The sequence below is a fragment of the Psychrobacter namhaensis genome (assembly GCF_016107545.1).
In the GTDB taxonomy this organism is placed as follows: Bacteria; Pseudomonadota; Gammaproteobacteria; order Pseudomonadales; family Moraxellaceae; genus Psychrobacter; species Psychrobacter namhaensis.
The window spans coordinates 417595-430695 of record NZ_JABASS010000001.1; the positions used below are offsets into that span (position 1 = coordinate 417595).

At 44.3% G+C, this 13101-nt stretch carries 12 protein-coding genes; 8 read left to right on the forward strand and 4 right to left on the reverse strand.

Annotated features, from left to right (window positions below):
- Positions 1 to 230 precede the first annotated feature (230 nt).
- Positions 231 to 1376: an MFS transporter gene (locus JFC06_RS01785; protein WP_265091394.1), complete on the reverse strand. Its 1146-nt coding sequence runs from the start codon at positions 1374 to 1376 to the stop codon at positions 231 to 233.
- Positions 1377 to 2061: 685 nt separating this feature from the next.
- Here JFC06_RS01785 and JFC06_RS01790 point away from each other — a divergent pair.
- The gene (locus tag JFC06_RS01790; protein ID WP_198333744.1) at positions 2062 to 2808 is read left to right on the forward strand and encodes a hypothetical protein; all 747 of its coding nucleotides are present in this window, start codon (positions 2062 to 2064) and stop codon (positions 2806 to 2808) included.
- 127 nt (positions 2809 to 2935) lie between these two features.
- Positions 2936 to 3682 (forward strand): hypothetical protein, encoded by a 747-nt coding sequence (locus JFC06_RS01795; RefSeq protein WP_198333745.1) that lies wholly within the window; start codon positions 2936 to 2938, stop codon positions 3680 to 3682.
- Between the two features lie 107 nt (positions 3683 to 3789).
- Here JFC06_RS01795 and JFC06_RS01800 read toward each other — a convergent pair whose 3' ends face one another.
- Both JFC06_RS01800 and JFC06_RS01805 read right to left on the reverse strand, forming a co-directional pair.
- Positions 3790 to 4299 (reverse strand): Rrf2 family transcriptional regulator, encoded by a 510-nt coding sequence (locus JFC06_RS01800; RefSeq protein WP_193006959.1) that lies wholly within the window; start codon positions 4297 to 4299, stop codon positions 3790 to 3792.
- A gap of 195 nt (positions 4300 to 4494) precedes the next feature.
- Positions 4495 to 5748, reverse strand: coding sequence for an NnrS family protein (locus tag JFC06_RS01805; RefSeq protein ID WP_198333746.1), 1254 nt, complete (start codon positions 5746 to 5748; stop codon positions 4495 to 4497).
- Between the two features lie 177 nt (positions 5749 to 5925).
- On the opposite strand from JFC06_RS01805, the gene JFC06_RS01810 reads away from it, so the two are divergent.
- On the forward strand, positions 5926 to 6156 hold the full coding sequence (locus JFC06_RS01810) for a hypothetical protein (RefSeq protein ID WP_193006961.1): 231 nt from the start codon (positions 5926 to 5928) through the stop codon (positions 6154 to 6156).
- Positions 6157 to 6269: 113 nt separating this feature from the next.
- Here JFC06_RS01810 and JFC06_RS01815 read toward each other — a convergent pair whose 3' ends face one another.
- Positions 6270 to 7760 carry an aldehyde dehydrogenase family protein gene (locus JFC06_RS01815; protein WP_198333747.1) on the reverse strand — a complete coding sequence of 497 codons (1491 nt, stop codon included), beginning with the start codon at positions 7758 to 7760 and terminating at the stop codon, positions 6270 to 6272.
- 419 nt (positions 7761 to 8179) lie between these two features.
- On the opposite strand from JFC06_RS01815, the gene JFC06_RS01820 reads away from it, so the two are divergent.
- The 5 genes from JFC06_RS01820 (at position 8180) to JFC06_RS01840 (ending at position 13011) form a co-directional block, all read left to right on the forward strand.
- On the forward strand, positions 8180 to 8791 hold the full coding sequence (locus JFC06_RS01820; protein WP_406947925.1) for a TetR/AcrR family transcriptional regulator: 612 nt from the start codon (positions 8180 to 8182) through the stop codon (positions 8789 to 8791).
- 220 nt (positions 8792 to 9011) lie between these two features.
- A complete protein-coding gene (locus JFC06_RS01825) occupies positions 9012 to 10223 on the forward strand; it encodes an iron-containing alcohol dehydrogenase (protein ID WP_198333749.1) in 1212 nt (403 codons plus the stop codon).
- Positions 10224 to 10347: 124 nt separating this feature from the next.
- Entirely contained in the window at positions 10348 to 11397 is a 1050-nt protein-coding gene (locus JFC06_RS01830) for an NADP-dependent oxidoreductase (protein WP_198333750.1), read from the forward strand.
- 259 nt (positions 11398 to 11656) lie between these two features.
- Entirely contained in the window at positions 11657 to 12334 is a 678-nt protein-coding gene (locus JFC06_RS01835) for a type 1 glutamine amidotransferase domain-containing protein (RefSeq protein ID WP_193006966.1), read from the forward strand.
- A gap of 47 nt (positions 12335 to 12381) precedes the next feature.
- The gene (locus JFC06_RS01840) at positions 12382 to 13011 is read left to right on the forward strand and encodes a glutathione S-transferase family protein (protein WP_193006967.1); all 630 of its coding nucleotides are present in this window, start codon (positions 12382 to 12384) and stop codon (positions 13009 to 13011) included.
- Positions 13012 to 13101 lie beyond the last annotated feature (90 nt).

Sequence of the window (13101 nt, forward strand, 5' to 3'; positions counted from 1 at the left end):
TATAGATGCGTTCTTTGTAGTTGTACTTAACGATAAATGGTTGTCATAAGACAGTAGCCACATACTGCTGAGCCAGTGTTTTTACGAACCTCTACCGCTTTTAAAAGCTGAGGGCTGCTGGTGCTAAAAATAAAATCAATCGCCTTTTCATTGATAGTAAAAAAAAAGTGCTTATATGTAAAGCGGCAAGTGAGTACTACCAAACCTATCGCTTGCTTTTTAAAAGCAGATTAAGCAGTGCGTGATTTAGTCTTCACCATGCCAAAACTGGCAATCAACAACGCCAAGACCTGTACGAATAGTAGCAACCATACCGTAAGCGACCACTGTCCCCGTGCATATACTATGCCGCACAGCCACGCCCCTAACGTACCTCCCGCATAATAACCCATATAATATAATCCAGACGCCAGTGAGCGCCCTTTCTTAACATTCACCGCGATATAGCTGATGGTTGCCGACTGCGTAATAAACACCCCTGTAGACATGATAGCCAGCCCTATCACCACACCCCATAATGGCATAACCAAGGTCAACAGCACCCCAGTGATAGAAATAAGGACAGCGGCTCGAACCGTACGCGCCGACCCAAATCGACGTAGCAGTGTGGTGGATAATGGCGTAATAATAACCCCTATCAAGTACACCGCAAAAATATTGGCAAGCGCGCCCGTACTCAAATTATATGGCGACTTAGCCAAATGCAGGTTGATAAAAGTAAAACAGCCGACGAGCGAAAACAGTACACAGGCACCAAGCAGACAGGCAGTCACCACATAGCGATTGGTCAGATGCTCACCTAGGGTCTGTATCGCTGAGCGAAAGTTTGGATTGGCCACAAAGTGACGCGATGAGGGTAGCATCTTAAAGACCCAGAGTGCGCCTATGAGCGTCATAGCCGCCATCACATAATAACCATAGCGCCAGCCGATCAGCTCATGCAAATGCCCAAGCAAAAATCGCCCCATAAAACCACCAAGCACCGACCCTGACACATAAAACGACATCAGCTCTGTCACCGCTCGTCCCTCAAACTCCTCACCGATATAAGCAATCGTCACCACGGTAATGCCCGGTACCGATAGTCCTTGCATAAAGCGCCACATCCCCATCCATCCGATACTTGGACTTTGCGCAATCAAGGCAGTAGGTATGGCCAAAAACAATAAAGCACCGACGATAAACGATTTGCGTCCGACCGCATCGGATAACATACCCAAAAACGGTGACATAATAGCAATCGCCAGCACGGTTGCACCCACCACCATGCCCGCTTGCACCTCGCTTGCTGACAGATCCAACATCAATACGGGCAAAATTGCCTGAATAGAATACACCTGCAAAAAAGCAAACATTCCAATCAAGCCAATCGTCAATTTCAGCACCCACGCAGGTGAGTAAAACGGCAGCTGATCAGTGGCACTAACGGGCGTCTTTGTGCTGGGATCTTGATTATTGAGGTTTGTTTGCGTGTGATCTTTGCTTTTATTTATATGATTCAAAATAGTGCTGACTGTGTTAGGAGCTTTTTTAGCGAAGGCTAGGTAGGCTAGGTGATAGAAATGGAACAATGATAACTGGGCTGAGCGTCAAAATAGAGCCAAAACTCGCGATAGAACGCTGAGTACTTTATATTATCACATCACATAGTAAACACAGGTTTCCGTGTGTTGCTTTTCTTTCGCCCTCACTGTACCCGTACGGCTGTTATGAATAACCTCCTCTCACCCTCTTGCATAGAGATTAGTGACATTTCCCTAACAACTCTTTTGTATTTTTACACATCTACATTGCTTCTCTCTTTTTTATTACAGACTTTTCCTCCTCAAAAAACCATACTTATTAAGTGCCACACATTAATAGGCCATACTAATATAGTCGACTCATTTAAAAAGGAGTATAAAGCGACTGGAATAAATTTTGCGCAGCCTCTGTGTTAGCAGCAAGCAAGGAAAATTTATACCAGTCGCCTGTAGCTATTGAGGTATCGATTTTATTTTGAACTGCCTATAACTAAATAATCCAAGAATGCAAAAATTATAACTATTAAGGAAGAAATCTATGGATGATGAGATTCATGATTTAGGCAAAGGGTTTTGGAGTATACGGGGCTCGTTTATCAAAAATGGCGTGTTTGATATAGGTGTACAATCGGCTTTGATAAAACTGGCCTCAGAACGATTTATTTTCTTAGACAGCTATACATTGACAGGGGATGTGCGTGAACAAGTAATGGGTTTGACCAACGATGGTAAAGATGTCGAAGCCGTGTTAAACGTCCATCCTTTTCACACCGTTCACTGTGCGCAAATGGCAAAAGATTTCCCGCAAGCGCTTTTTTATGGTAGTCGTCGCCATCATCAGCAAGTGCCAGAAGTACATTGGGCAAAGGATTTAGTCGAAAGCGCCACTGTCGCGGCGCGCTATACTGAACTTGAATTTTCTCTGCCTAATGGCATTTACTACATCTCGCCCGATGAAAATATCCACGCAGGCTCTTTACTGGTCTATCACCCTGCCAGCCAAAGTATCTACGTCGATGACACGTTTGAGATACCGCCTTCTAAGCTATTTAATGCCGTTCAACCTACTTTGGGCCTGCACCCAACGACCAAACAAGCGCTTAAAAATGCGAAAAATGCAGGTGAGCAATATTGCGCTTGGGCCACCGCACTGGCTCACCAATGGCGTGACACGCACTATTTTTGCGGTGCCCACTCCGGCTTGGTTGAGTTCGGTAAAGGGGAGTTTGAAGCAGCGCTGTTGTCTGCCGTTGCAGCCGCTCGCCCTGAACTGCAGTCGTTATAAGCTATAAAGGCGATAATTTAAGTAAAACCAGACGCTAATGGAACCATTAAATTTCAAAACCACCCACACTTTAAGTGATGGTTTTAAAGATTTTTAAACTATTATTAAAAAATAAGGAGAAAGATGAATGTCAGATAAAATACACGATTTAGGCAACGGTTTTTGGAATATACGCGGCTCATTTCGCCTAGGCGGTGTTCTAGATATTGGCACACAATGCTCACTGGTAAAGCTAGATTCAGGGCGCTTTATCTTTCTAGACAGTTATGCTCTAACGGATGAGGTTCGCGATGAGGTGATGGCACTGACCAATAATGGACAAGAGGTTGAAGCAGTGCTCAATGTCCACCCCTTCCATACCGTACACTGTGCACAAATGGCAGAGGATTTCCCGCAAGCCATATTTTATGGCAGTAGTCGCCATCATCAGCAAGTTCCAGAAGTGAGTTGGGCTGAGGATTTGGTCGAAAGCGAAGCGGTCGCTAAGCGCTATTCTGAGCTGCAGTTTTCGATGTCACAAGGCATTTACTATATCTCGCCTAACGAGATGATTCATGCTGGCTCCTTATTGGCCTATCACCCTGCTAGCAAAAGCTTACATGTGGATGACACCTTTATGAGTCCGCCGATGAAATTGCTAGAAGCGGTACTCCCTGAACTGATACTACATCCTACCACCAAAAAAGCACTAAAAAATGAGCCGAATGCGGGTAAGCAGTATTGCGACTGGGCAAGCAATCTTGCGCACGAATGGCGCGAGGTTCGCAATTTTTGCGCCGCCCATTCTTATTTGGTTACCTTTAACGAAGGTGAGTTTGAAAAAGCGCTGTTAAAAGCAATTGATAAAGCTCGGCCAAAGCTAGAAAACACTTAATCAACCGTATAGTTCGAAAATGTATAAAAAAAACAGGGCTACCATCTCGGTAGCCCTGTTTTTTGCGCTGACTATTTGCACTGGCTATGCCATTACCGATGATGACGCTATCGAAATAACAACGTCGCCAGCTCCTCTTCATTATTAATGACATCCGCCAATGTATAGCGCTCCAAAACGTTAATAAAGGCGGTTAATGCCTCAAAAAATACGCTTTTAAGTTGACACACTGGGCTAATGACGCAGCCTGGCGAACGCTCTACGGTTTCATCGATAAGGGTAATGGGTAGACCAGTCGAACGAGGGTGCCTGTCGTCACTGCTTATGGGTGTCGCAAAACACTCTACCAAGTCAAAGTCAGGCTCTATCTGTTTGATCAATACGCCCAAATTGATGTCTTTAGGCGCGCGCGCCAATCGTATCCCACCGTTTTTACCACGCACACTTTCTATATACCCCAGCTGTCCCAATTGATGAATAATTTTGGTCAAATGGCTTTTAGAGATACCATAGCTATTCGCAATATCGCTGATGTTTGCCAATAATGGTGGCTCCGGTCTCACTGCTAAGTAAATCAATGAGCGCAGTGCATAATCGCTATAATTGGTCAATCGCATTTGCCACTACTCCTACTTATTTTAATTTATAGTCCGGTCAATATAAAAGACAGTCAGCAGGACTGATACAAATTTTTTGCAGCCTCTGTCTGCGCAGGCACAGCAAGCAAGAAAAATTTGTATCAGTCCCACCTTAGTATCGACCAGATCATGACTGCTCTATTTTTCACCTCACTCTGGTGGTAAATCTTATTACTAACCAAACAACCCATCAGGTCTGGGACGTGCCAGCATCGGTAGGTAGGTGATGCAAAATAGTACAAAGCAGGCAATCCACGCACTTTGAGCGACCATAATCCATAATAAGTAATGGCTCATATCAACCAGCGGCAACAGTACCCGGCTGATAAATACCAGCACCATCAGACCATACATATATTTTACCATTTTGGGCGGCTGATGGATGTTTCGTCCAGTATGTCCAAGGGATACCCGCGTCATCATTGCAACCGTTATCATGCCAATGCCGGTAATAGCTAGCCCATGCATAGCAATGTTGTGATTATATCCTAACCACGGCTGCAACGCGTACAACAAAAAACTCAGACACATTCCCAAAAACGCGACATATAGTGACCAAAGCAGTGGCTTTTGCCAAATACCATGATGATACCAACCGACTAAACGGACCGTATTGACCCCTGCGACCCCAAGCGCCGTGAGGGTAAGTAAGTACTTATTGGGGTAAAATAAATCCACGATAAAAAATGCTAAAAAGAACAATAGGCTTGCGATATCTTGCGCCTTACTATTACGTAAAGTCACGGTTTGTTTTTCGCCTTTAGTATTAATCCCGCTAAGACCACGCTCAATAAAGAACGGCACCACGCGCCTACCAATGGTTAGCACCAACCCAATAATTAAATAAAAACCTAAATATGTCCCAATTTTGGTCATACTCATATCTGCTTTGACAATGCCCCAATAGCACAGACCATTACCCACGGTGAGCAGCACAAGCTTTGCCAAAATACCCAGTTGCTTATATTGCTTTACTTGTAGCACTGCTCGGCAAACCGAAAACGCCATCAGACCGATAAACAACAAATCAAACACTGCGCCAACATATAACCACGATATACTACTGCCCGCAATTGTCATCCCCAGCCCAAAAGCCAACCAGCTCAGACGCGCCAACAACCAACAACTAAAGATACCCAGTAACTTATAACCATAGGGCATCATAACCCCTGTCCACGTCTTTACCGCTGTCAGCAAAAACCCGGCAACTACTGCTAGTGCATAGCCATAAATCATCTCATGACCGTGCCAGTAGAGCGGGTTTAATACTTGGGCGTTGATGGCCGTATGACCAGTAAAAACAAAAGCCCATAGCACCATCGTGACCACCGCAAACAACGCGGCAGCACTAAAAAATATACGAAAGCTCAGATTAAGAATAGGATGCGGAGAGGTTGGCGGTTTGCTGGGCAAATCAATAGAGTGCATAGTGGCCTTCTTATGAACATATGAGTAAAATCCATCTTATAGATTCATTTTAAATGAATGTTATAAAACATACAATGGCCACCTGTGTTAATCCTACCGTATTTATCATCATTTTCATGACACTCATTGACTCTCATGGGCCTGACTGCTTAAATGGATTATCTTTAGGAGAACAATATGACTGAACAAAACGCATCAGACGAAAAGCGTCAAATCATCAATCGATTTTTGATGACTCTGACAAAAGAACAACCGCAAATGTATTACGCCACGACCTCCGAAATCGCTCGTAGCATCCATACAATGATAAAAGAACATACCAATCGCTTGTCAGTAGAGGAGCAAGCACTCGTCAGGCGGATGACGATGGAAGAAATCGAGGGTCTATTAGGGTTCCATGCTAGGTAAGAAATCATCGCAGCAACTGGCATTATTGATAAGCACCCAATAAAACGACTGCCACCAGAGCAGTCTTTTTAGTAGAACCTTGATTTAAAATATTTATTGGTTGTCTAAAACGTTTAGAACGGATAGTCACGCGGCGTATTCTGCATGGATATCCAATGCGTTCTGGTAAATTCCTCGAGTACCCATTCCCCATTGAAACGGCCAATACCTGAGTTTTTCTCACCACCAAACGGCACATTACTTTCGTCATTCACCGAGATGTCATTAATGTGGGTCATACCCGCTCTGATACCGCGAGCAAAGCGTAGACCTTTTTGCATGTCTGCCGTAAAGACCGCACTAGAGAGACCATACATTGAATCATTGGCTATCGATAGCGCCTCGTTTTCATTTTTAGCACGGATGATACCGACCAGTGGCCCAAACACTTCATTACGTGATAAATCCATATCGCGCGTCACTTCGGTAAAGATGTGCGGGGGTACGACTTGGCCTTTAATCTCACCGCTCAATACCATGTTAGCCCCTTCTTCTTGGGCTTTGGCAATCTTTTCTTTAAGCGACTCAACCTGTTTTGTATTAATGATGGGGCCGACTGCTGTCTCTTTTTTACTAGGATCACCGACATTTAGTGTCTTAACATGAGCCACAAAGCGCTCTACAAAATCATCATAAATCTCATCTTCCACGATAATACGGTTGATAGCAATACAGATTTGACCTTGGTGCAAGAACTTACCAAAAGCTGCCGCCTTAACCGCTTGTTCGATATCAGCATCCTTCAACACGACAAATGGGCTATTACCACCCAACTCAAGCGCCACTTGTTTTATATAATCGCCGCCATTGGCCAACTCGCCTATACGCTTGCCCACTGAGGTTGAACCGGTGAATGACACCAAACTCGGGATATCATGAGTAACGATGGCATCACCAATCTCACTGCCCGCCCCAACCACCACATTTAGCAGTCCTTTTGGCAGACCCGCTTCTTCAAATATTTTTGCGAGCAATAAACCGCCCGTAATAGGCGTGTCACTCGCAGGCTTTAACACCACAGCATTACCAAGCGCTAACGCTGGCGCAATAGAACGCTGCGTCAGATGCAGTGGGAAATTCCATGGACTAATAACGGCTACCACGCCAATTGGCTCACGGTAAACAAAGTTTTCTTTGCCGGGCGTATTAGACGGGCGAATCTCACCATGCACACGGCTCGGAAAAGTTGCCGCCTCAAGGGTAATCGCCCGTGCACTGCCAAATTCCACCATCGCTTTGATACGAGTGCTGCCCGACTCTTTGACAAGCCAATCGACTATTTCCTCTTGACGCTCATCTAAAATATTGACGACGTTATACATCACAGCAGCTCGCTCAGCTGGGGTTTGTTGTGCCCATTCTTTTTGGGCAGCACTTGCCGCTTGATAAGCCTCATCAAGCTGCTTATCCGTGGCTTGCTGAATGGCTACAAGGGTATCGTCATTATATGGATTGACGTCAGTATTAACGCTATTGTCTTGGCCAGCCTGCCACTTACCGGCAATGTACTGGAGATGAAAATCACTATACCCATTGGTTATCTTACTATTAGTATTGGTTGACATAATTATCCTTAGTTATTTTATGTATAAGGGTCATTGCAATTTTAAGTAAAGCTATACAGCTAGCAAATTAAGAGAGAAAATAATAGTTGGCGTCATTAGGCCTATTTGGTTATTTATCTTTTTCATTACCTAACTTATTCATTACCTAACTTACTACTCTTCGTAACGTGTAGCAAACCAAAACTTGCTAGACGACTGGTCTAATGCTAACATAAATGATCTTACAATGAGAATATTTCCTCATGCCATATTGTAGAAAAAACGTAACGTCATCACACAGCCATCGACAATAAGTGCCAAAATCGTGAATAAAAAATATAAGAACAAGCATAAAACGTATAATAAGTGGCCGTTCATGACATTTATCAATATGCTACCCCATACTCTATGCAAAAAACTTGCAAAAACTCTAGGAGAACATGACTACTATGTCTGCTAACGCAACCAAAATTCCACTAGATACCAAAACTCATTTGCTAGAAACAGGCTATCAACTGATCGCCAAAAAAGGCTTTACTGCTGTCGGTATCAAGCAGATACTAGACACAGCAGGCGTCCCTAAAGGTTCTTTTTACCATTATTTTGCCTCCAAGGAAGCCTTTGGCGAAGCCCTTATTAGCAACTATTTTGCCAACTACAAGGCACGTCTAAACACCATTGCTCAGCGAGATGTCAGCGCTCAGCAAAAGCTTTATGACTATTTTCAGAACTGGTATGACACTCAGCAAAATGGCTGTGATTATGATAAATGCTTAGTCGTTAAGCTTAGCGCTGAGGTGGCAGATATGTCGGAACCTATGCGTATCACCCTAAACGCGGGTTATCAACAAACCATCACTTGGCTTGCTGATCACATCAAAGCAGGCTGGACGGACAACTCAGTACCGCAGCCTGACAACCTCTCTGCTGAAAGCATAGCCAAACGTTGGTACTTTGCGTGGCTTGGTGCCAGCTTAATCGCCAAAATCAGTCAAACCAACACACCATTGGCAGAAGTATGGCAAATGACCACGTCACAGTTGGGACGCTAGCACCATAAACGCGACGCCATTATTAATGCAAACTCACTTATAAACGTGACTAAGCAAGTTATAAGAGAGTTTTGTAAAAACCAATAGACGACTGGTCTATTTAATGTACAATGCCCCTCCGTGCAAAAGCAAGCGGGTTAACATCATGCGTCCGACATCTTTGCAACCCATGCGTTTACAGTCTGTACATTTATTAATGATCTAACCATTTAGGAATACTATGAACAATTTCCAATATTACAATCCTGTCCGTATCGTCTTTGGCGAAGGCCAAATCACCCAATTATCAGAATTGGTGCCTGCTGAGGCACGCGTGCTTATTACTTATGGTGGCGGTTCAGCACAGCGCACAGGTACGTTAGATGAAGTAAAAGAAGCCCTAGCAGCAAGCGGTACACGCACCGTATTTGAGTTTGGTGGTATCGAAGCCAATCCAGAATTTACTACCCTCTTAAAAGCAGCTGACATGGTCAATGAGCACAACATTGACTTTATATTGGCAGTCGGCGGTGGCTCAGTCATTGACGGCAGTAAATTTGTCGCACTGGTATCTTCACTGACTGAAGCGGATGGGACTGTCTCACGCGAGCAAGCCTGGGACTCCCTGACCAGCTATTGTAAAAATCTCGACTCGGCTGTCGATTTGGGTGCTGTTCTGACCATTCCTGCTACTGGTTCTGAGATGAACTCAGGTGGTGTCATCAACTATAGTGAACGCCAAGCAAAACTGCCATTTGGTAACCCACTTGCCTTCCCTAAGTTCTCGATTTTAGACCCAGTCAAAACGTTAACTCTACCTGAACGTCAAGTGATGAATGGGGTGGCGGATGCTTTTGTTCATGTCATGGAGCAATACCTCACCTATCCCGTCAATGCAAAAGTACAAGACGCCTTTGCTGAAAGCTTACTCAAAATCCTCATTGACGAAGGTCAAGCGGTTGCACAAGATCCAGAAAACTTAGAGACACGTAAGAACATTATGTGGACAGCGACGATGGCTCTCAATGGCCTGATCGGTACAGGCGTACCACAAGACTGGACGACACATATGATTGGTCATGAGCTGACGTCACTTCATAGTATCGATCATGCGCGCACATTGACTATCTTACTACCGTCAGTGATGCGTGAGCTTAAAGCCAGTAAAAAAGAAAAGCTGCTACAGTATGCAAGAAACGTTTGGAACCTAACCGATACGGAGCAAGACGACGATGCTACTATCGAGACGGCCATTGTTTATACCGAAAACTTCTTTCGCGACCTTGGCTTGCCCGTCAGCTTAGCAGATGCGGATCTCACCGAAGCTGCGATAGATCCCATTATTAAGCAACTTGACGCCCACAAAATGGTGAAACTGGGTGAACACGGTAACAATGACTTAACCGTATCACGCCGTATCCTGCAACGTGCCGTTAACAGCAAAGCGTCTTAAGCCGTAACATCTGCGTAATAAACACTACATATCGTTATGCTATTTATAGTAGTTACTCTCTACAGAGTAACTACGCCATGCAAAATAAAAACCTAAAAACCAATAACTAAAAAGGAATCTTATTATGAGTTTTGATAAACAACAAAACCAAAAAACAAACCGTCAAATCAAACTTGCCAGCCGCCCAACAGGTGAGCCAAAAGCAGAAAATTTTGACATGATCACCAGCGACATCCCAACGCCAAACGACAACCAGATGCTCCTGCGGACAGTGTATTTATCGTTAGATCCATACATGCGCGGGCGTATGAGTGCGGCGAAGAGCTATGCAGAACCATTAGAAGTGGGTGATGTCATGATGGGCGGTACGGTGGCCCAAGTCGTTGAGTCCAATATTGATAAATTTGCCGTGGGCGACCTAGTCGTCTCAAACTCAGGCTGGCAGGACTATAGTGTCAGTGATGGCGAAGGCGTCCTAAAGCTTGATAAAGAGATGGCCAACCCCTCTTATGGTCTGGGTGTATTAGGTATGCCAGGCTTTACTGGATACATGGGGTTAACCGATATTGGCAAGCCGAAAAAAGGCGAAACCTTAGTCGTCGCTGCCGCTACCGGTCCAGTCGGTGCTACCGTCGGACAAGTCGGTAATCAGTATGGCTTACGTACTGTGGGTGTCGCAGGGGGCAAAGAAAAATGCGACTTTGCGGTTAATGAGCTTGGCTTTGACGCTTGTATCGATCATAAAGCCGATGACTTTGCCGAGCAGCTAAAAGCGGCTTGCCCAGATGGTGTCGACATCTACTACGAAAATGTGGGCGGCAAGGTATTTGATGCTGTCATGCCCCTCTTGAATGCGCATGCTCGTATCCCCGTCTGTGGTCTTGTCGCACAGTACAATGCGACTGAGCTGCCTGACGGTAAAGATCGTTTGAGTGTGTTGACGGGTCTGGTTTTAAGCCAGCGATTGACCATCAAAGGGTTTATCATTTTTGAAGAGTATGGCGATCACTTCCCTGAATTCCTAAAAACCATGAGTAAGTGGGTCGAGACCGGTGAGGTCAAAACCAAAGAATACATAGCTGAAGGCTTAGATAACGCACCTGATGCCTTTGTTCGTATGCTCAATGGCGACAACTTTGGTAAGACAGTGGTGAAAGTCGCTGACATTCATTAATCAAAATTGGTTGGTGAAAAATAACTGAAGCGTAGTCAATAACCACTTAACAACATAAATGGCTAATACTACTACTGAAAATTACTATCGCAGCACGAATACTAATATACGAATGTGATTAACCGTTAACAGTCAGTCAGCACTCATACCGATACCGTTTTCATGGGCTTATGTTAATGCGTTTCATTGATGACTTAAGCAATGAGCGTGACTGTTAATGATTTATGTTGATTGAACCCAATAACAAATAAGGATAATTATGAATATTTTAATGGTACTAACTTCTCACGATCGTTTAGGTGATACGGGTAAAAAAACGGGTTTTTGGTTAGAAGAGTTTGCCGCCCCTTACTACGCTTTTCTGGATGCTGGCGTCAATGTAACCCTTGCCTCTCCTGCTGGTGGTCAGCCACCTCTAGATCCTAGTAGCGATACTGAAGACACGCAAACCAAAGACACGAAGCGCTTTAAAGACGATAAAGAAGCTCAGGAGCATTTGGCCCATACCAAAAAGCTTGCTGATGTGAAAGCGGAAGACTTTGATTCGGTTTTTTATCCGGGTGGTCATGGCCCACTATGGGATTTGGCAGTGGATAAAAACTCTATCAACCTGATCGAGACTTTTGTGAAGCAAGACAAGCCTGTGGCCTTTGTCTGTCACTCTCCTGCTGTTCTCAAAAATGTCAAAATTGATGGGGAGTATTTGGTCAAAGGAAAGACAGTGACGGGCTTTACCAATTCAGAGGAAGAAGCCGTTGGTCTTACCGACGTTGTGCCGTTCTTAGTAGAAGATGCCCTAAAAGCCAATGGCGGTAATTATGAAAAAGCTGCTGATTGGGAATCATTTGTCGTAGAAGATGGTTTGCTCATTACTGGTCAAAACCCAGCGTCATCAGAAGAAGCGGCTAAACGTTTGATAACCAAGCTTAACGGTTAATGTATTTCAAAGATTCATAGAGCCGTCCACACCAAAAGGTTAGTATCATGATTCGCTTACATCATCTTAACCAATCACGATCGTTACGTGTTTTATGGCTTTTAGAAGAGCTAGGCGTGCCTTATGAGATCGTCAGTCATCAACGTGACGCCAAGACCCATTTAGCACCAGACTCTCTAAAGGCAGTACATCCACTCGGTAAGTCTCCGGTTATCGAAATGGATGGCCAACTTTATGCTGAGTCAGGTGCGATCACTGAGCTATTGATTGAACGGTTTGCATCAGAGCGCTTACGCCCTGCTACAGACAGTGCGGCATATGGGCGTTATTTACAGTGGCTGCATTTCGCTGAAAGCTCACTGATGTTACCTTTATCAGTTGAGCAATTTACTAAAAAAGCGGGTGTGGACGACAATGAATTTTTGAACGATTGTATCTGTCAGGAAAAACACAAGCTGTTAAGCTATTTAAACACAGAGGTTGCAGGTAAGTCCTTTATTGTTGATCACAAGCTAAGCGGCGCTGATTTTATGCTGTCGTTTGACTTAATCATGCTTGCCAAGCGCGGTGCGTTAGAGGACTATCCTTATGTTAAGCAGTATGCGTTACAACTGGCTAGTCGCGATAGTTTTCAGCGCACCATGCGTTTAGAAGCAAATTACGATCAATCAATTTGACATTTTGGCATTGTTTTTCAATGACCAAGCAATTATTTACTGTAGAAAAAACAGCTCTGAAAAGAGCTGTTTTTTCTGTTTGCTTGACCC

Coding starts and splice junctions, on each gene's coding strand:
- JFC06_RS01790 (WP_198333744.1), top strand. CDS start 2,062: ATGGATGATGAGATTCATGATTTAGGCAAAGGGTTTTGGAGTATACGG.
- JFC06_RS01795 (WP_198333745.1), top strand. CDS start 2,936: ATGTCAGATAAAATACACGATTTAGGCAACGGTTTTTGGAATATACGC.
- JFC06_RS01800 (WP_193006959.1), bottom strand. CDS start 4,299: ATGCGATTGACCAATTATAGCGATTATGCACTGCGCTCATTGATTTAC.
- JFC06_RS01805 (WP_198333746.1), bottom strand. CDS start 5,748: ATGCACTCTATTGATTTGCCCAGCAAACCGCCAACCTCTCCGCATCCT.
- JFC06_RS01810 (WP_193006961.1), top strand. CDS start 5,926: ATGACTGAACAAAACGCATCAGACGAAAAGCGTCAAATCATCAATCGA.
- JFC06_RS01815 (WP_198333747.1), bottom strand. CDS start 7,760: ATGTCAACCAATACTAATAGTAAGATAACCAATGGGTATAGTGATTTT.
- JFC06_RS01820 (WP_406947925.1), top strand. CDS start 8,180: ATGACTACTATGTCTGCTAACGCAACCAAAATTCCACTAGATACCAAA.
- JFC06_RS01825 (WP_198333749.1), top strand. CDS start 9,012: ATGAACAATTTCCAATATTACAATCCTGTCCGTATCGTCTTTGGCGAA.
- JFC06_RS01830 (WP_198333750.1), top strand. CDS start 10,348: ATGAGTTTTGATAAACAACAAAACCAAAAAACAAACCGTCAAATCAAA.
- JFC06_RS01835 (WP_193006966.1), top strand. CDS start 11,657: ATGAATATTTTAATGGTACTAACTTCTCACGATCGTTTAGGTGATACG.
- JFC06_RS01840 (WP_193006967.1), top strand. CDS start 12,382: ATGATTCGCTTACATCATCTTAACCAATCACGATCGTTACGTGTTTTA.